This window comes from Candidatus Nitrosotenuis uzonensis (assembly GCF_000723185.1).
In the GTDB taxonomy this organism is placed as follows: domain Archaea; phylum Thermoproteota; class Nitrososphaeria; order Nitrososphaerales; family Nitrosopumilaceae; genus Nitrosotenuis; species Nitrosotenuis uzonensis.
The window spans coordinates 16311-34631 of sequence record NZ_CBTY010000006.1 but is presented as its reverse complement, the minus strand read 5'-3'; the positions used below and the strand labels follow the sequence as shown (position 1 = coordinate 34631).

The 18321-nt window shown below is 37.8% G+C and carries 20 protein-coding genes; 10 read left to right on the top strand and 10 right to left on the bottom strand.

Annotated elements, in window-relative coordinates; translation table 11 throughout:
- Positions 1-14 precede the first annotated feature (14 nt).
- From NITUZ_RS00785 to NITUZ_RS00775, 3 genes are read right to left on the bottom strand one after another with little or no spacing between them, the layout of a single operon-like run.
- A complete protein-coding gene (locus tag NITUZ_RS00785; protein ID WP_048194273.1) occupies positions 15-290 on the bottom strand; it encodes a DNA-binding protein in 276 nt (91 codons plus the stop codon).
- Positions 291-299: 9 nt separating this feature from the next.
- A complete protein-coding gene (locus tag NITUZ_RS00780; protein WP_048194271.1) occupies positions 300-752 on the bottom strand; it encodes a 30S ribosomal protein S19e in 453 nt (150 codons plus the stop codon).
- Between the two features lie 25 nt (positions 753-777).
- Positions 778-1116, bottom strand: a complete 339-nt coding sequence (locus NITUZ_RS00775; protein ID WP_048194268.1) for a ribonuclease P protein component 4 — start codon at positions 1114-1116, stop codon at positions 778-780.
- 74 nt (positions 1117-1190) lie between these two features.
- Between NITUZ_RS00775 and NITUZ_RS00770 the strand changes: the two genes are divergently transcribed.
- Entirely contained in the window at positions 1191-2228 is a 1038-nt protein-coding gene (locus NITUZ_RS00770; protein ID WP_048194266.1) for an L-threonylcarbamoyladenylate synthase, read from the top strand.
- Between the two features lie 387 nt (positions 2229-2615).
- Here the strand turns inward: NITUZ_RS00770 and NITUZ_RS00765 are convergent, their stop codons facing one another.
- Positions 2616-3068, bottom strand: coding sequence for a hypothetical protein (locus NITUZ_RS00765; RefSeq protein WP_048194264.1), 453 nt, complete (start codon positions 3066-3068; stop codon positions 2616-2618).
- A 211-nt stretch (positions 3069-3279) separates the two neighbouring features.
- On the opposite strand from NITUZ_RS00765, the gene NITUZ_RS10090 reads away from it, so the two are divergent.
- From NITUZ_RS10090 to NITUZ_RS00745, 4 genes are all read left to right on the top strand, one after another.
- Positions 3280-3726, top strand: a complete 447-nt coding sequence (locus NITUZ_RS10090; protein ID WP_177309426.1) for a hypothetical protein — start codon at positions 3280-3282, stop codon at positions 3724-3726.
- Positions 3638-4198, top strand: a complete 561-nt coding sequence (locus NITUZ_RS09770; protein ID WP_177309425.1) for a transposase — start codon at positions 3638-3640, stop codon at positions 4196-4198. The genes NITUZ_RS10090 and NITUZ_RS09770 overlap by 89 nt, the downstream gene beginning before the upstream one ends.
- Positions 4195-4344: a hypothetical protein gene (locus NITUZ_RS09920; protein ID WP_177309424.1), complete on the top strand. Its 150-nt coding sequence runs from the start codon at positions 4195-4197 to the stop codon at positions 4342-4344. The genes NITUZ_RS09770 and NITUZ_RS09920 overlap by 4 nt, the downstream gene beginning before the upstream one ends.
- Positions 4345-4770: 426 nt before the next feature.
- Entirely contained in the window at positions 4771-7167 is a 2397-nt protein-coding gene (locus NITUZ_RS00745; protein ID WP_048194256.1) for a spermidine synthase family protein, read from the top strand.
- Positions 7168-7251: 84 nt separating this feature from the next.
- Here the strand turns inward: NITUZ_RS00745 and NITUZ_RS00740 are convergent, their stop codons facing one another.
- Positions 7252-8874, bottom strand: coding sequence for a M57 family metalloprotease (locus NITUZ_RS00740; RefSeq protein WP_048194249.1), 1623 nt, complete (start codon positions 8872-8874; stop codon positions 7252-7254).
- Positions 8875-9067: 193 nt separating this feature from the next.
- On the opposite strand from NITUZ_RS00740, the gene NITUZ_RS00735 reads away from it, so the two are divergent.
- Positions 9068-9892: a site-specific integrase gene (locus NITUZ_RS00735; RefSeq protein WP_244443775.1), complete on the top strand. Its 825-nt coding sequence runs from the start codon at positions 9068-9070 to the stop codon at positions 9890-9892.
- Positions 9893-9959: 67 nt separating this feature from the next.
- Here NITUZ_RS00735 and NITUZ_RS00730 read toward each other — a convergent pair whose 3' ends face one another.
- The 3 genes from NITUZ_RS00730 to NITUZ_RS00720 form a co-directional block, all read right to left on the bottom strand.
- The gene (locus NITUZ_RS00730) at positions 9960-10871 is read right to left on the bottom strand and encodes a hypothetical protein (protein WP_155991155.1); all 912 of its coding nucleotides are present in this window, start codon (positions 10869-10871) and stop codon (positions 9960-9962) included.
- Positions 10872-10911: 40 nt separating this feature from the next.
- Positions 10912-12411, bottom strand: a complete 1500-nt coding sequence (locus NITUZ_RS00725; RefSeq protein WP_048194244.1) for a cupredoxin domain-containing protein — start codon at positions 12409-12411, stop codon at positions 10912-10914.
- Positions 12412-12492: 81 nt separating this feature from the next.
- Positions 12493-12750, bottom strand: coding sequence for an ArsR family transcriptional regulator (locus NITUZ_RS00720; protein WP_048194242.1), 258 nt, complete (start codon positions 12748-12750; stop codon positions 12493-12495).
- Positions 12751-12826: 76 nt separating this feature from the next.
- Between NITUZ_RS00720 and NITUZ_RS00715 the strand changes: the two genes are divergently transcribed.
- Positions 12827-13564, top strand: a complete 738-nt coding sequence (locus NITUZ_RS00715) for a hypothetical protein (RefSeq protein WP_048194240.1) — start codon at positions 12827-12829, stop codon at positions 13562-13564.
- A 262-nt stretch (positions 13565-13826) separates the two neighbouring features.
- Here the strand turns inward: NITUZ_RS00715 and NITUZ_RS00705 are convergent, their stop codons facing one another.
- Both NITUZ_RS00705 and NITUZ_RS00700 read right to left on the bottom strand, forming a co-directional pair.
- Positions 13827-14486, bottom strand: coding sequence for an AbiV family abortive infection protein (locus NITUZ_RS00705; RefSeq protein WP_155991153.1), 660 nt, complete (start codon positions 14484-14486; stop codon positions 13827-13829).
- 91 nt (positions 14487-14577) lie between these two features.
- Complete coding sequence (locus NITUZ_RS00700; protein ID WP_048194235.1) at positions 14578-15237, bottom strand: hypothetical protein; 660 nt, start codon at positions 15235-15237, stop codon at positions 14578-14580.
- 339 nt (positions 15238-15576) lie between these two features.
- Between NITUZ_RS00700 and NITUZ_RS09915 the strand changes: the two genes are divergently transcribed.
- The 3 genes from NITUZ_RS09915 to NITUZ_RS00690 all read left to right on the top strand — a co-directional run bounded on the left by NITUZ_RS09915 (position 15577) and on the right by NITUZ_RS00690 (position 18263).
- On the top strand, positions 15577-15717 hold the full coding sequence (locus tag NITUZ_RS09915) for a hypothetical protein (RefSeq protein WP_155991151.1): 141 nt from the start codon (positions 15577-15579) through the stop codon (positions 15715-15717).
- Between the two features lie 172 nt (positions 15718-15889).
- The gene (locus NITUZ_RS00695; protein ID WP_048194232.1) at positions 15890-17272 is read left to right on the top strand and encodes a DNA primase family protein; all 1383 of its coding nucleotides are present in this window, start codon (positions 15890-15892) and stop codon (positions 17270-17272) included.
- Positions 17273-17351: 79 nt separating this feature from the next.
- Complete coding sequence (locus NITUZ_RS00690) at positions 17352-18263, top strand: 3'-5' exoribonuclease YhaM family protein (protein WP_048194231.1); 912 nt, start codon at positions 17352-17354, stop codon at positions 18261-18263.
- The last annotated feature ends 58 nt before the right edge of the window (positions 18264-18321 follow it).

Genomic DNA, 18321 nt, shown 5'->3' with positions numbered 1-18321 from the left:
TTATATTTTCTTGACTAGCGCCTGTTGATTTTGAAGTCTCGTTTTGGCTGCTGAACAGACATTAGAATTTGCTTTAGCTGCTCATCGGAGATCTGTGAGTGTAGTCTTCCCTGCGAGGCCATTCCTATCAGATAGTTTTCTACAAGAGCTGCCAGTTCAGGCTTTACCATTCTTACGTTGTTTAGTCGCAGCCGTGCCTCAGGCGAGAGAAGTTGTTTTAGTATAATCTCTTTTTGGGCTGCGATCTGTGCTTCCTGTTGAGGATTTGGTGGATCTTGCTCATAGTCCATAGTGATTCACTATGAATAGACTTTAAGAATCGGGTTTTGTGCTGCTAATTCGTCTATTATTTCAGAGGCAAGTCTGTCAAGCTTTTTCATTCCTTGATGTGAGACGACCCGGCCTTTTCCTGCGACTTTTTCCACATAACCAAGTTTTTCAAGCTCGTGTATTGCGTGACGGATTATTGCCCCTCCTGCATCGCGGTGATGCGAGAACGCGTATCCTACTGCCTTGGAGCCTCCATACTCTGATCTAAGATCGTTTATTCCTATTGGCCCGTGCAGGTATATTTTTCTGAATACAGATGCACATCTCGTATACCACCAGTCTTTCTCGTGTGGCGGTCTTTGTACGTGGGAGCCTGTCTTGACAAAGTTAGTCCACTCTGGTTTGGCAATGTTTTCACTTTTGAGTATCTGCGCCAAGCGTGTTATCAGAATATCTGCTGGGACATCATAGACTTTTGCCATGTGAAAGTCAGACTTGTAAATCGTCTTATAAAGGTACTTTGTCAGAGTGGGCTTTTGAAGACCTAGCAGGAATCACTTTTCTGTAGGTGTGGTTGCAATAGGAACACGTTATCCTAATTGACTTGAGCGTGGACCTGCCAAGCCTTATCCTTGAGGTCATGCCAGGCACTATGAACATCTTGCATTTTTTGCAAAAGTTCATTTTAATCTCATAGGGCATCTTCACCCTGTATTTTGTGCTTATCCGCTTTGCCAGTCCAGCCTGTCTTTGTGCTAGTGCAGGATTCTTTCTGGCATTTAGCACTGCCTGTCTCATTAGTACAGACATTCTCTCTAGTGCGATTTTTTTTGCGTCGACTTTCATTGTATGAATGGCGGGAAATTTACTTAAAAGTCCATAGTTTAATTCGAGCGTCGATCTGCCTTAAAGTCAACAAAATGCGCACCAAGATTCAGAGAGTCAATCCAAAAAAGCCAGAGCTGACAAAGATTAGGGAGGCTGCAAAACTAATCAGGAGCGGAGGCGTTGTCGCATTTCCCACCGAGACGGTCTACGGGCTTGGCGCCGACGCGCTCAACGCAAGGGCCGTAAAGAAGATCTTTGTTGCAAAGGGGAGACCGTCGGATAATCCGTTAATTGTTCACATTTCAGATGAGGACGATCTTGCTAAACTTGCAGTAGACATACCCAATGTAATGAAGAAGATTTCAAGAAGGTTTTGGCCCGGACCGCTTACTGTGGTTTTAAAAAAATCCAAGATTGTTCCAAAGATAACAACTGGCGGATTGGACACCGTGGCGATTCGAATGCCAGAGAATTTTATTGCCACGTTGCTGATCAGGGAAGCGCACACTCCCATTGCTGCACCATCGGCAAATTATTTTGGCAGGCCCAGTCCCACCACTGCAGAGCATGTACTAGAAGATATGGATGGAAGAATAGGCTTGATACTGGACGGTGGCAGCACAAAGATTGGGATCGAATCGACTGTAATAGATCTTACAGCAAAGACGCCGATCCTTCTTCGTCCAGGAGGTGTGAGCGTTGAGCAGCTTCAGAAGGAGTTGGGAAAGATAAAGATTCATCCTGTACTCAGGGGGAAAAAAGCAAAAATCGTTTATCGCTCGCCAGGAATGAAATACAAACACTATTCCCCCGACGCTCAAGTGATATTGGTTGAAGGATCTGAAAGCAAGGTCTCTCAGAAGATTATCAGGCTTACAAGAGAATTAAAAAAGCAGCAGAAAAGAGTAGGCATCGTCTGCATTACGAAAGCAAGGTATAACGCCGATGCGATAAAGATTGTGGGTCCAAGCTATCAGAAATTTGCCGCCAGTTTGTTCGGAGTCTTTAGGGAATTTGATTCAAAGAAAATTGATGTGATTTTGGTGCAGGCAGTTCCAAAGAAGGGCATCGGTCTTGGAATAATGAACAGGCTTGAGAAGGCTGCTTACAAGAAAATCAAGGCAAGATAATCATCAACGCTGGCCAATCTCACGTTTCTCATACATCGTATCCAAAAAGAGCGTCTTCTAAGACTTAAGACGACTGTTGTTCAAAAGAACATAAGATCATTTGGTATTGTCAAGCTCATCTATTACATCCTGCAATCGCTGGGGGTTCAGGGCGTATTGAGGGCCATACGATGTGGTGTGCTGTAAGACAAAGTTCTCCTTACCAGTTTCTTTAGCTTCTTGTCCACATCGCCATTACTGTGTGATGGAAAGCAACGCTTTAGATCCTCTAATCCTACATTTCTTGTTGTTTTACAGTAAGTTTGGTTAGTTTGTTAATTTGCCTATTATCAACTACAATTAACAAACCGCTTGTTTCATCAATTCCATCACAAGTTCCACCATAACTTAGATAATTCTCTCCAAAACATCCATTTCTAGAATAATAATTGAAGTGGTTTGCTCATCAAAATTAGCTTGAACACCATTAACCAAAACTATAAAACTATCATCATATCCGTTTTTTGCATCAAGAACATCTCTTGGAATGGAAAGATCTAGTCTACCATCACCGTATGCTGAGATATTGATTCTAAGTGACTTTGTATCGTGGTAAATTTCCATGTTAGATACTTGGCCATTTTCTATTGCATATTCGACAATGCCTCCATTAGGAAACGTAAACCTACCGTTATTTGTTTGGGCAAAAGAGTCGGTAATGTTGGGTAGAAGAAAGACCAACAAAACGGCTGTTAAAAGAAGACCTGCCTTAACCTTCAACAAATAATCTTGATATTCTTTAGAGGACAAATTTGATCCCATACCATATTTAAAAAAATGAAACAGTGCAAAATCTAACACTTCAACTATATTCCCAGAAAATAGGTGCGGGGAATATAGTTGGGTTTGGTTATTTTGCACTTTTTCAGGCTTTAATTATGCCTAGGTACGAATCTTTCCTTTAATTAGAAAGATAATAGAAATAGCCCTGTAGAAAACACCGATTTTTGACCATTTTGTAGATCCGATTCCACGGACAGATCTAAAGCTGATAACATCGTTGCATTACACCATGAAGCCATCTCGATACGCGAGAATGGCTCGTACCATGATGCAGATAATAAAAAGGGCCAGGATACCGCCATACCTGCACAGAAAATCCAACCACGTGTTCACGGTCTGGCAGCACCTGATCTTGCTTGTACTGCGTCAGTACGAGTGCAAGAGTTACCGTAGATTTGTTGAATTCCTACAAGAAGCTTTTGGTGTGGGAGAGTTTCTTGGGTTGTCCAGAATCCCACACTACACGACACTGCAGAAGGCAGCAGCCCGTCTGACACACGGCATTATGATTCGAATCCTCGAATCGTTTGTCATACATGCCAGAATACGCAAAATGTTTGCAGGAATCGACTCTACTGGGCTGTCCCATGGTCAGGCCTCATACTGTGCTACGCACTATATTATTATACAAAACGCCTCAAACTACGAAGGAAATTCGTCAAGGTATCCATACTAGCAGACATGAGAGGCAAATCGTTTGTGGCATCAAGATACGGCATCGCAGGAGGCACGATTCCGTCGATTTTGCACCACTGCTACAGCAAGCTACACGGCTGGTTCCTGTCGGGATCGTCGTTGCAGACCGGGGGTATGATTCTGAGCAGAACCATGTCATGACAGAAAATCTTGGCATACCACGTACCATCATACGCCCAAAATACGAATCCCTGCAGGTGTGGAAAACAAAGGGTTTCCACCGCAAAATGATAAAGCGTCGTTTTGACTGGGGATCATACCACCAGAGGAGCAAGGCAGAGACCATATTTTCTGTAATAAAGAGAATGCTGGGCGAGGATATTCTCTCAAGGTACATCCTGACGCAGAACAGAGAGGTGATGTACCGAATAATAGCATACAATTGTTACAGGATTACCAGAAATTATTTAGTAATTGTGGGTGTTTTCTACAGGGCTACACGATTCCAATGATGATAAATGTAAACGTAAATGAGCTAAAAGACTCCACACGGCCGCTTGAGCCCATCGGACACTGGTTTATCTTCATGGGACTTCCAATCGTAGGTCTTGGCATATGGTTTGCGATTGTAAAAATGGAAACAAAACCAAATGATTGAAAAAAGTTCTTCCTACTTTCATTTATCCAAGTTACTCAAAGATGACAAAAGAATTGTGTTTCTGTTTGCTTTGTATGGTCTTTTGGCCGGCGTCATAAGCTATATTGCAACTCTATCTTATGATAAACATTATCTAGACATAATTGCAGGATTCGTTAACTATCCAACTATCATGATAATATTTATGGCAAATCCCGTGGCTTTTCAATACCGCCATTAGTTCTTCCAACAGCTATAATTCTTGCCAGTATTTCTGTATGGTCATCCATCGGACTTTTAGCGTATCTTTTTGTCAAACTACTCAAATTGAAAAACAACTTTCCATAACTACTGTAGAGATTACCCAGACGCAGCAATTAGGATTTGGTAGGTGTGGCAAATTTTCACTAAAAGAATAATATACGAATCAAAAAGAAGGAAAATGATTTGTCAGATTTAGGGCTATCTCCTACCAAAATAAACACAAGGCTTCTCTTTGCAGGAATTTTTCTGACATCCCTTTCTGGTCTGATTCTAGAGATTGCCATCACTAGAATCTTTTCGGCAGCAATATGGTATCATTTTGCTTTTGTGGCAGTATCGGTTGCCCTAGTCGGCCTTGGTGCATCAGGACTAGTCGTACACTATAGATTAAAGAAGATCAAAGAAAACTGGGCAGCAAACCTCACCATTGCTGCTGCAATAGGAATTGCTCTGGTCATTCCAATATCGCTTGTTGTAATGCATACGCTAGAGTCCCACGTGACCTATCTGCCGTTATTTATGCTCCTTTTTGCCATACCGTTTTTCTTTGTAGGGATTATTATCTCGGCTGCATTTAGCGCCTTTGCTCATGTAGCTGGAAGGCTGTATGCATCAGACCTCATAGGCGCATCGCTTGGCGCCTTGGGCGTGGTACTATTCTTGGTAATCTTTGGTGGCGAAGGAACTACATTGCTTGTTGGATTGATCTCCTCTGTTTGTGCCGTCATTTTTTCATCAATAACCAAAAACAAAAAGAAAATTCTTCTTAGCATTGCCGTTGTAGCGTTTGCTTCCTCCCTTCTTTTTGTCAACATGACTTCTCAAGAAAAGATCTTTTCCATTCCCACCGATTCGAAAACCCAAAAAGACCTGCCGATTTTTCTTCGAGAAAATCCTGGAACCCACATTGTAAAGACACAATGGAACTCATTTTCACGAATAGATGTAGTAGAAGGTCCTACTGGAAACTGTGAGCCGCGTTCCTTAGATCCGATATTTGGCCAGCCACAGTGTGCAGCAGAAGGCCTAGTTGCCAAAATCTTCATCGACGGCGGCGCAGGCACCAACATAATTTCGTGGGATGGCAATCCTGAGAGCAGAAAGGATCTTTCATCGTGGATGCAATACTTGCCATTTAAGATGATCGATGACCCCAAAGTCCTCATCATTGGCTCTGGTGGAGGCAGAGACGTCGTTGCTGCTCTGGCAAGTGGGAGCACGGATGTTACAGCGGTTGAGATAAATCCAATAATCTTTGAGACCGTCAAAGGTTATGGGGACAAGGCAGGAAACCTGTATTCTCACCACTATGTAAACGCAAATGTGGATGAAGGACGAAGCTTTGTTTCCCGCTCTACAGAAAAATATGATGTCATCTACATTCCGTTTGTAGACACTTGGGCTTCAGTATCTTCCGGAGGCCTTGGTGTTTCTGAAAACTTTTTGTACACAGTAGAAGGATTCCAAGAATACTATGATCATCTGACTGACCGAGGAAAGGTTGTGGCTGTAAGATGGTTAATTGATGCCCCAAGGTTTGTTTCAACTTTTACTACGGTTTTGGAAAAAAATGGCGTTTCCCAGCAAGACGTTTACAAGCACATACTAATTGTTAGTTCCGACTCGACTGATAAGGATCCGAGTGTTACCCTAGCGATACTCTCAAAGGCGCCATTTACACAAGAAGAGATTGCATTTTTGTCCGAGTCATTTTACAGGGATGGCTACAAGCCAATAATAATACCCGGACAAGTTGCCTTAGAACCATACTCACAGTTGTTGGAAAACCAAATAACACTGCCAGAGTTTTATGAAAAGTTTCCAACAAAGGCCTATCCGGTGACAGATGACAGCCCATACTTTTTGTCATTTGAAAAGCCGTTTCCACATATCCTGGAGGCTCTCCTTTACATCAGTGTTATGATTACAGCAATTTTCTTAGTTGGGCCATACTTTTGGCTAAGAAAAAAAGATGAATCAGCCTCAAATGATAAGCTAAAAGCCAAAAGTATCGTGATATATTTCGCTGCCCTTGGAACGGGCTTTATTCTAATTGAGCTTGCTTTGTTACAAAAACTAATTCTGCTTCTTGGAAATCCAACAATGACATTTGCAATACTCTTGTTCACAGTGTTGCTCTCAAGCGGGGTTGGAAGCCTTGTCAGCTCAAGGCTTGCAAAAAACAACACAAAAAATCTGACATTTGTTATTGGGGGGATAACTGCAATGGGCGTATTTTATGTTCTGGTACTACCCACAATAATCTATTCTGTGATAGCTGAGCCATTTATTCAAAAAGTACTCATTAGCGTGGGTCTTCTCATTCCAATTGGATTTCTTATGGGAATACCGATGCCGACTGGAATGAGGATTGTAAAAATGTACAAGCCAACATTTGTTCCATGGATGTGGGCCATCAACGGAGCATTCTCTGTACTTGGAGCGGTCCTATCGGTTGTGATTGGAATAACGTATGGAGCATCATACGCCATGATTATTGGGATTGTTGCTTATCTTGTTGCACTTTGTGTGTCATTTGTATGGAAGAAAAGATCCATTGAAATAATCACAAAATCCTAAACTAATTCTGCAAAAAATAAAAAAATATTTGAAGTTATTTTTCTAGCCAGAACTCCACAGTAATTGATGATGCTATCTCTCCACTTACGCTTTGATAGTAATATGGAGGAACAACGTATAATCCCTTGTAGGACTGGTATCCGCCATATTGATTTCATCTTGGGAGCTTTCATCTGATTTATCAGAAATTGATTTTTCCAAAGATATTAGTTCAGAATTTAGTTTATCGATCTGACTCTGATATACATCCTTTTTCTCATGAGCCTCCGATATTGCACCTATTTTCGACTCTGCTTCGGATTTTACCTTTGAAATTTCAGACTGTGCCTTTTCCATTACCGTGTTTATTTTGTTCTGCATTTGCTCTTTTGCTTGGGCTACAGATTCCGCTTGTGCTTCTGCCTGAGCTTGTGCTTTTGCGGCCGCATCTATTTGAGATTGTAGTGAAGATTGCGCTTCAGATATAGCTTTTTGCATGGTTGCTTGTGTCTCCTCAGCATTAGACATGTAATTGTATGATACAATTGCAGACGTAGTGGATTGCATTGTACCCGTTGTAAATGGTATCTCTTGTTGAGTTATGGTTAATTTTGTTAGGGCGTTTGTTTGTCTGTTATCAAGTATGATGAGTAAACCACTACCTTTTGATATTCCCTCACACGTGTTGCCGTACGTGATATAATTTTCTCCATAGCATCCACTACCAGAATAATGATTGAATGATAAGCTATTTTTTAGACCATCATATTCGCTGATAGCTGGAACCACATACACTTTGAATCCATAGGTTGGATCATCCGAGGTTATAGAATAATGGAAAGAAGTCTCATCTTTGCTAGTGCAGAACGGGACATATGAAATGTATCCTGCCGCAAGATTTTGCTGAATTGTGACTTCACCATAATCAATTGGTATAACTGGATACATGATGCTGTTAGGATTTGAGGAATGATCCAGCCCCAAGAAATGTCCAATTTCGTGTGTAGCAATGTGTTCCACGGTTTGTGTAGAATATGGTTGCCATGTTCCAAGACAGTTGCTATCTCCAAGTCCGACTTGAACTAGTTTAGTACCCCTAACATATTCTCCAAGAGTACCGGCTACAGTACCATAATCTCTTATCCAATGAACAACCAAATCAGCCTGTCCCTCTGTTTCTGCTTTGTAAAACTTGATGTCTGGATTAGCATTAGTCCATGCATTTGTTGCCTCATAAATCACATTTGTTGCATAACTTGTGGCATAGTCTGGCAATTGATCGATGTAAACATAATGATAACTTTCTTGGACATTTGGATTATAGTTTGTAGAATCTGAACTAGGTGTGTTTGGGTTTTGGGATTGTGATATTGTTTGATAAGAAAACGACACTTGTTTGTCGCTGACAGCAGACATGTTGTTATCGAATTCAAAATTATAACGTCCAGTAGAATCTGCAACAATTTCTGTACTGTATTGTTGAACTATTCTTCCAGATACCAGAGTGTTGCCATACGGGTCTGTTACAGCCAGATAAACATCATCATTTGTTCCCCCAGATACAGATATTGAAACTTGAAATCTATTGCCTGCATTTAGATCTGTCCATAACGTATACTTGGTTCCAGATGGTACAGTAATAGCAGTAGTAGAATATGCAGAAACTGTATCAATACTGTAGGATAACATGAACACTATACCTACAATCAATACAAGAGTGATTTTCACGGGATACGATTAGGACGGGTTTTAGATAAATGATCTTTATTGTCTGATAATACTAGGTTTTGGTACTCATCGTAGTTTTGATTAATAATTTCACTTAATCAAATTCTCCTCTATCCACATAATTTTAGAAGAATTTAGTGCAAAATCTCATTTCCTAACTATATTCCCAGAAAATAGGTGCGGCCGCCGGGATTTGAACCCGGGTAACGGGCTTGGAAGTTTTCCCATAGTAGAATTATTTCAAAAAACTGCTAAAGAAATTAGCTGGGATGACTATAGTAAATGGCTTCTTGCGAATAAACAAAAGTCCTATGCAAACAAGCTATTCCGATATTCTAAGAAATACTGGGAGTATGGTTTTTCAGATAGGCTTGTTTTGATGGATTCCAGCCGTACCAGACTAGAAATTATGAAGGCTGTCTCTAATCTTACTAGGTATCTGGATATTTCTAATGATACCAACATCCATGAGGAATTTACAAAATGGTTAAAACGAAAAGAGCTTCACTGGTCGTCAAGGAAATACATTGACAACTATACTCTAGGAAAGAAACTCAATGTCAATGATGTGGTTGAAAAATTAAGAAAGATACCAGTTAGATACAGCAACTTCGGTTTCTTTATGCTTGTTACCGGTTTGAGAACTTCGGAAGGCTTGAAGGCATTTAACAATCATTCTGACTTATGCCATGATGGAATAATGGAATTATTTTGGGATAGAAAGACAAAGAAAGCTAATGCCGTTTATTGTCATCCACTAATCCATGATGAGATTAAACACACGATAAGCAGGAAAGTGTATTATCACATAACCAAAAAAGCACTAGGTTTTGATTTGAGAGATTTGAGGAAACTCAATTTTACCATTAACGCCATGAAAATAGACCCACTTCTAGCCGAATTTATGCAGGGTAGGAGAGGAAATGTTTCCCAGAGACATTATTTTTTGCCTATGATGAGTGAGCATAGGAAAAAATGGATAAAAACTTGGAATCCCATTATTCAAACAAGGATTTAGAGGTACAAATAGAGACCACAATTATTAATGCGGTTAAATAACAACCTGAGATATTTTTGTGTTAATTCTAATCTTTTCCAAATAGTCTACTCAAGCCAAAGAGTCCTTTTACAAAAATACCACATGCTACGGCTCCTGCCAATGCGATAACTCCTGCACCAGTAAGAACTATTCCTGGCACCACATGCATATTATTTAGAAAACTAATTGTGATTTGTTCAACGGGAGATCTGAATACGTAGCTAAGAGTGGATAATATAATCAGCATAATTACGAAGATATAGGTATCAAAGAGTCCCCCCCTAGTTTCAAATAATCTTGTTTTTAATGGGACAAAATAAAACACCAGAAATGTACCTATTATTGCTATGGCACTTGCAAGCACAGTTATGTGGATACCCCAAGGCAATGTCATTATTTTATCAATGTCTGGTGCCGGTGAAAGAAAGACCACTGGTAAAAACGCAACTGTAACAACAAGAAGATACAGATTGTGTTTTTGAAATTTCTTTGCCGCAAATAATCGAACTTTGAGTTTTATCAGATTAGTTTCGGTTTCAATAATATCAGATAAATCTAGGCTGATCATCCCCGTTCTAACTATGACTGCTAATGTATATCCTAACCAAATGATCATTGACCACGTGGAAAAAACATAGGAAATTTTATCTGAAATAACAAAAGCAAGCAATATCCCATAAATAGTGATCAGAATACGATAGTTATTCAGGATATTGTTCCTGATGGTTTCAAGCTTATCTACATGAAATTGCTCATATGGAGTACTATGATCTGTTATTGGATCAGAAGCTCTCGCAATACCTTTTTCAAGAAATTTAAGCAGTTTAGTTTTTGTATATAGTAAAATAACTATGATTCCAAAAATACCAAAAATCACACTAGGAGTTATATCAATAACATGTGTGGTATTGTGTATAGTCACACCATCATTAAAGCCTAAAAATTCTTGCAATGCCAATAGTGAGATCATAAGCGAATCGACATCTCAAGAATTGTTATCAAGATACAAAAGTTACTCCATCATCACAAAATTCAGTATTTCTTTGAATTTTTTTAAAAATCACATATGACTTATTTTCATTAATCTCCATCAACGTCATGTTTGCCTTTATGGGATGATCCTCATAAATGAGACAATTCACTACAATAGTATCCCCGATTGCCATAGGTTGTGGTTCTGTCTGATTCTGTAAGTTTAGCATTATAGAATTCTTTGATAAAATTGATAATTTTTGTATTGGATTCCAATTATCAGTTGTTCTAAATATTAAATAAAAGATATTTTGTTCATTGGTCATCTGTTCTAGTGGTTTCCCTTTTTTGTAATTGACATCAATGTCCTTAACTATTATTTTGCCTGATAACCAAGGCAAGTCACCATGATAATAATATGCACCTTCTTTTGTAAATCGATACGTGAATGCATCACCAGAAAATAACTCGTTAGAATTAAACAGATTATCATCACTCATTATTTTATGATTATTTTTATCAAGATTAACCCAACGTATGGTATTGTTTACTTCTAAACTAACAACAATTTGGTTTGGTGAAAAATTTTTTTCATTTGGTGATATTGATGCATCTTGTGGAATTATGACTGTGATTGGCTTATCTGCAACAAATCTGCATGAAAAGATATTTTCATTTTCTTTAGTACATAAAAATCCAAGATTTTCGAAATATGATTTACATTTTTCGTCACAGTTTGTTGTGGCATTTGTATGCATAAATATGACTACTATGAAAACGAATGCGATTATTACATAAACAATGTTCAATATCTGACCAGTTTTTCCTTCTTTATAATCTGGGTTAGTAAACGAACCTTTTGTTTTTTTATTTTGTATTCCCATCAAAACAACAACTGCACCAAATAGAGCAAATAGCGAATATGAAAGAACTCGAGAAATATCATCTGGAATTAGAATTATTCCAGTTAATCCTTTGGTAAGATTCTTGACACCATCAAAAAGTAACAATGTAATTGTAACTATAAAGACAATACTGGTTAATTTTCGTATGAGTGAGTCATTTTTTATAGAATCTTTTATTCCCTTTCTAACAGAAAGAAAAATGGCAATCCCCATGAATAGAGGAACCCATCCTATACTGATAGAAGTAATTGACGAAGAGATAGTTTTTGAGAACTCTAGCAGAATTAGGATAAGGTAAATTATTCCAATTCCAAAGAAAAAGAAAGTACCATATCTTGCTAGATCGGTATATGTTGATCTATCTGATTTTTCTAATGATTCTCCAAATAGAGCTATTCGTCCAATCAATGAGACGATAAATGACACTAGGAACATAGCTGATGCTATTGCTGCAAATTCAAAAACTGAATTAAATCTGTCATTAGGAAATGCAAAAACTGCTATAATCATAGAGAAGGATGCTAAGAAGGCTAATGGTTGGGCATCTCTAAGAAATTCATAGAATTTATTTTCAATATTCTTAACGTCTTCAATTTTTTCTTTAGTATCATCATTGGACATAAAATGAGTATAATGTAGTTATTTTTATGATTATTAGTTTATTGTGATCTAACCAACTCAATCGTAGACTGATTGAATTAATTATTCAAGATCGTTCACAGCTTTCATACTTTCTTTCGTAAGATCATACAATCTCCCTTTCTTTAGTTTGGGAGTCAAGCATACCACTAGCTCTTTATCCAATAACTCTGCTAAAGTATTACTCACGTGAGAGAGAGGAATACTAGTTTCTTTGGCAAGATCCTTGGGAGTTAGTTTTCTGCCTTCTAATGCTTTGATTATTTTATACCTGTACGAACTCGCTTTGATATACCCTAATAATTCGTCAGATTTTGTCAAGTATGTAAACTGTGATTAATCTGTAAGGATATTTTTTAGCACAAATTAAATACAATATACACACATTCTAATCACAGTGATAAACAAGCCTCCAAAATTACCTATGGGTAGAGCTAAGAAAATTACGCTTGTTATTGTAATTGGAATAGTTGGGTTTTTTGCCATTGGACTATCTGCGGCATTTACTTATCAGATGCTTTATCCAGAAGAATATGCCAAACAAGCTGCAGAACGGGAAGAAAAGCAGAAGTTTGAACAACAATTGGAGCAACAAAAACAGGAAGCGATTCAAAAACAGGAATCTTATGAGAAAAAGCTGCAGGATTATCAAGACGCTGTGGACAAGAATGGCATTCTAAAATACAGGCCATATTGGGCAGTATCAGATACTTATAGAGAGGCTGAAATGAATGGAAGGATTAGTACCTCGGATGTGTGTCTTGGCATGGTACAAATAATTAACTACGATCCAGATCCAGATGTGCGGATGAAATGGGAGGATATATGGAAGCAAAATTGTTTCAATTCAAGCTCAACAGCTTCCCAACTAAGCTCTATGGATATAACAAAGGCAAAATCGGTATTGGATAATTATTTGCAATCTTTGGATAATGCTGTCTCGCAATGTAACAGCTTACCAGCTTCGGCAATGATTCCATCTTCTGGCAAAGATGCTATGGAACAGGTAATAGTAAATTCAGCTGAAATGGTCTTATTAGTTGAGAAAACACCTACTAACAGTGGATTATTGCCATACAAACAAAAGATAATCACTAAAACAGACGAATTAACCAATTGCGTCAACAGGCATTAGGATGTATGAAAATGAGTCACAAAGCTGCTAAGGTCTCGATATTTTGCATCATTTTAGGCATCTTTGCCCTATTTTTTACCGATAATATTTGGTATGTTTCTATTCCTCTTATATTGATAGGAATTACGATTGCTCTAGTCAAAATCTTCTGGAATACAGCTGGATGGGCAGCTAGTCGAGTGGAACGATTATGATTTTAGTATCTTTTGCTATTCTTTTATTTTTGCGAACATGATAATGCCAATAAGGTTTTGATACCCATTCATGGATTAATTTTGGAAAATGTAGAATCGAAATCATCTAACATATTGTTAATTGCGTCAATCAATACTAAACAATGACCTTCATTCATAGATCCAGCCAATATGGGATCAAACGTGTTATCGTCAAAATTAACTAGCGTACCAAGTCGTTTTTCATGGGCATCTACAGTTAAACTATTAATGATGTCCTTATCCAATTCTATGAATTTTTTTGTTGTATCGCTTGCAATCTGTTCTTGCATCATTTTTCTCATTTCTTCGGCTTCGCCATCAAAAATTGGTTCTGCACTTGGGCTAAGAAAAGGACAAGCACTCCAAACATCATTGTATTCCTGTTCTTTCTGTTTGCTAGGTTTTACAAATTGTCTAATATAATCCACTTTAATTTGATGTCCTTTCCGCATATCGCGATTCATCTGTATAGTTTGCTGTCCATTTTGTAGCTGATCTATCATAGCTCTAGCCTTTCCAGATTCCTCTAATGAAAATTGAAGTGGAATACGTATGTGCTGAAACCTCTTGTTATCATAATGCATTTTTGCATCTTTAAGGTATTCTCTAGCGTTTTGTAGGCACAGTTGTACAGCAGCGTAAGCCTGTTGTCTGGTTAGATCTACCATGTAATCTGCCATTACAAAATGAGTACTATCTATTATCACCTTTGATCATCACTCACAGTTAAGATAATTGAGGTTATCACTAGTACAAATGCTTCCATTTTGGAATATGTTTGTACATTATAATATACAATCAAAATGGTTTGTAGAATGCATCAACTTGAAACAATAGTGATTCCCAAGAATGATTAACTGTGCTAGTTTTATCCAAGTTTGCAATTTTAATAAAATATTCATCATTAACCCAATTTTTTGCATCTAGAACTTGTGGTATATCGTCATCAGAGTATCCCATCAACTTATCAGCTATGCAATGTAATGCACTTAATGCAGCCAATGCGTTCATCACCACAGTATAATTAATCTTAAATTGATTGGTAGATAATCCATGTTTTAGATTGTTATAGTCTTGCCACCATTCTAAATGTAATGTAAATGGTGTAAATAATAGCAGATGAGGTTTTGAGACAATACGAAACTTGGCTAAAACCGCTTTAGAGTTAATTTCCTGAATCAGTTTTGGTACACTTTTAGACCATTTTGTACCTGCATCATCAACAATATCAAATGCATCAATATTACAACGCTTGGCAATTAACTTAGTCATAGATTCTATTTGCGGCCCACAAGCTAGCATCATGTTCAAAAGTCGTGGAGAAAAAATCATGGCAGTGGTTTGCCGTTCAAATGGAATAATTTCGTCAAATTTCATCATTTGTTTTTCTAAATCTGTGTGTAGCTTTTGCAAATTTCCTAATTCAACTTTCAAAGATTCAATATCAGATTCTTGCATTATGAATCATTGTAAGCAGTCATTATTACCTTTAATGGCTATCATGATTCTTGTGAAGTTACGGTTTTTCATTTCCAGTATCGTCCAAATACCTGTATTTTTTCAGGGGCGGTGTTTATTAAAAACAAGGTTGATCCTTTGTTTCCGAATTACCTATTTGGAGTTAGAGTGCAGAAATAATCCTGATTTTTGGTAATATGCCACGTAAGATTGGATGAAAAGTAAAATTTTAGTCTATATAGGCTATATGTCCTATATAGTCTACTTAGCTACTGGCATGAAATTTAGCATTAAGCTGTAGCCACCAATTTAATAAAACAAAGAGAAGCTAGGTTAATCATGAGTCAAATACAGAAATCAATATCTTTAGACGAAAACACATGGCAACAGATTGACCAGCTAAGAAGTGATCTTCCAAGAAGTAGATTTGTTGCAAGGATTATAACTGAAAAGCTAAAAACCACTGAAGATAGCGGCTAATTCAGATAGGAAAAAGACATGTTCAACTGTTTGCCCAAGTCTTTTAAGTTAATTAAATCAATTAATCATTGAGCACAAACTATGCTCTAGTCTCATGGACTGAAGTCCTATGGTGTGAATCACATTAACAACGATGGTAAAAGATCAACATAAAGTTGAAACAAAATAACAGATGAGTAGAAAAAAACGAAATAAAAAAGAAAACTTTGGTACTAGCGACATAGAATCACGTGAGATTTTTGAGCAGTCTCCACATGTTATTCTGGCACGAAAAATAACAAAAGATTTCCACTTTCAGACACTAAAAGACACTGAAGAAATTCTTGTCTATGAAGATGGAATCTACAAGGAAGGAGCAGAGGTACTCATAAAAGAACAATGCCAAAAATTGATGGGTACTTGTGATACATCAATTTGCAAGGAAACCATCAACACGATTAAGAGACTTTCCTATATTCCAAGAGACGCATTTGACAGTGATCCAAAGATCCTGAACGTAAAGAATGGTCTGTTGAACTTGGAAACTGGAGAACTCAAGGAACATACGCCTGATTATCCAAGTAGGATACAACTATCAGTACCACACAATCCAAAGGCAAAACCAGAGAGATTCATGGAATTTCTGATGAGTAGCTTGCCTGACCATAAGGACAGGACAACAGTACTTGAGGAATTTGCCTCCATTCTTTGCCCACACTTGAATCTAGAGCTAATCTATGTTCATTTGGGGGAGGGAGCAAATGGAAAAAGTACGCTTTTCTTCGTCATAGAGGTTTTCTTTGGTGAAGATAATGTCTCAAATACATCTATTCATGACTTGGTAGACAACAAGTTTGCCAGGGCTGATCTTGATGGAAAGTGTGTGAATCTTTATGCCGACATTGAATCAGACGAGCTAAAGAAGATGGGTTTGCTAAAAGCCCTAGCAAGTCAAGATACCATGCAGGCAGAAAAGAAGTTCAAAAACACCTTCAAGCTGAAGAATAAGGCGAGGCTATTTTTCTCAGCGAATAGACTACCAAAGTTGAATGACAACTCTGATGGAGCATACAGAAGATTCATCGTCACAGAATGGAAGGTAAAGTTTCGCTCTGAGGTAGATGGAATTGGACAGAAAAAGAACCCAAATCTCAAGTTTGAATTGACGACAGAGGAAGAGCTTTCTGGAATACTCAATCTTTTGATAAAGGTAAGAAAGAGACTGGTATCTCAGAAGCGATTGACCTATGAACGTTCAATAGCTGAGATGCGAGAAGAATGGCAGAAAAAGTCAGACCCCATTCCAAAGTTCATAGAAGAATGCCTAGTGGAAGACATTGAGGCATTGGCACCAAAGAAGATCACGCAAATAATCTACAAAAGATGGTGTAAAAAATACAACATAATGCCAGAAAGTCAAGCTACCTTCAACAAGGAATTGAAGAAGAATGTTCGTGTTGAATCTAAAACTAGCAGAATGGATGGAAAACCAACCAAAGTGTGGAAAGGCATAAGCCTTAACCCCAACAGCGAGGTCGTTACCGAAGTAACCGATGTAACCAGTTTTACTATTTAGCTCTATGACTAGAAGCTTAATAGAAAACTGTGGTAACATTGGTAACACGGTAACACCCTAACTTTTTTTTGGAAGTAAAATGTTCGACCAACAAATAAGAAAATTACAATTTGTATCAGACCTGAAGGAAGGAGATAATATAGATTCTATCTTTGCTGTAAGAAGCAAATCTCCATTATTTCCGTACAAAAATGGGAAGCAAGGTTCTTGGTTTTCAATCCAGATAGCCGATAAAACAGGCAAAATTGAGGCTAGATTTTGGGGAAATGAATCAACTAAAACCCAAATGATTTGGAATTTAATCCAAAATAGTGATGTTATCCATGTTAAAGGAATGGTTATCAGATATAATCAAGCATTACAAATTTCAATTTCAGGCACAGATGAAATTAAAAACGTAGAGAAATATTCAGTTGGTGATTTTCTACCTAGATCTAAAAAAGACATTTCAGAAATGCTAGGGGAGCTACGAAGTCTTCTTTCTGAAATGAAGAATCCGTACATAGCTACCCTAGTTGATAGTTTTCTTAATGATTCGGAATTTATGGAAAAATTTTCACGTTGCCCAGCTGCCGTATCTAGACATCAGAATTATCTTGGAGGACTGTTAGAACATACTCTAAATCTCATTCATATCTGTAAAACCATAGCAAAAGATCGGCCAGAATTAGACAAAGATCTTCTCCTATCAGGGTGTTTTCTACACGACATTGGAAAAATTAGAGAATACGAGATTTCAAGTACTATCACCATTAGTGAAGAAGGTAGACTAATTGGTCATATCAGCATAGGTCAACATATGGTTGAGGAGAAAATATCAAAGATTGATGGGTTTCCAAAGGATCTGAAACTCAAACTAATCCACATTATACTTAGTCATCATGGAAAATTAGAATGGGGGTCTCCTAAGGAACCACAGTTTTCAGAGGCTTTGGTAATTCATCTAGCCGATCAAACGGATGCAAAAACCGATTATATTATTAAACATTGAGAAAATATCTAACGAAACTAATCTGGTAATTAAAGCCCAAAGTTTATAGCTGATCAGT

Excerpts from the sequence above, each read along its gene's own strand:
- NITUZ_RS09920 (WP_177309424.1), top strand. The coding sequence starts at position 4,195 with ATGATGATAAATGTAAACGTAAATGAGCTAAAAGACTCCACACGGCCG.
- NITUZ_RS00780 (WP_048194271.1), bottom strand. The coding sequence starts at position 752 with ATGGCAAAAGTCTATGATGTCCCAGCAGATATTCTGATAACACGCTTG.
- NITUZ_RS00690 (WP_048194231.1), top strand. The coding sequence starts at position 17,352 with ATGTTCGACCAACAAATAAGAAAATTACAATTTGTATCAGACCTGAAG.
- NITUZ_RS10090 (WP_177309426.1), top strand. The coding sequence starts at position 3,280 with ATGAAGCCATCTCGATACGCGAGAATGGCTCGTACCATGATGCAGATA.
- NITUZ_RS00700 (WP_048194235.1), bottom strand. The coding sequence starts at position 15,237 with ATGCAAGAATCTGATATTGAATCTTTGAAAGTTGAATTAGGAAATTTG.
- NITUZ_RS00695 (WP_048194232.1), top strand. The coding sequence starts at position 15,890 with ATGAGTAGAAAAAAACGAAATAAAAAAGAAAACTTTGGTACTAGCGAC.
- NITUZ_RS00770 (WP_048194266.1), top strand. The coding sequence starts at position 1,191 with ATGCGCACCAAGATTCAGAGAGTCAATCCAAAAAAGCCAGAGCTGACA.
- NITUZ_RS00785 (WP_048194273.1), bottom strand. The coding sequence starts at position 290 with ATGGACTATGAGCAAGATCCACCAAATCCTCAACAGGAAGCACAGATC.
- NITUZ_RS09770 (WP_177309425.1), top strand. The coding sequence starts at position 3,638 with ATGGTCAGGCCTCATACTGTGCTACGCACTATATTATTATACAAAACG.
- NITUZ_RS00725 (WP_048194244.1), bottom strand. The coding sequence starts at position 12,411 with ATGTCCAATGATGATACTAAAGAAAAAATTGAAGACGTTAAGAATATT.
- NITUZ_RS09915 (WP_155991151.1), top strand. The coding sequence starts at position 15,577 with ATGAGTCAAATACAGAAATCAATATCTTTAGACGAAAACACATGGCAA.
- NITUZ_RS00775 (WP_048194268.1), bottom strand. The coding sequence starts at position 1,116 with ATGAAAGTCGACGCAAAAAAAATCGCACTAGAGAGAATGTCTGTACTA.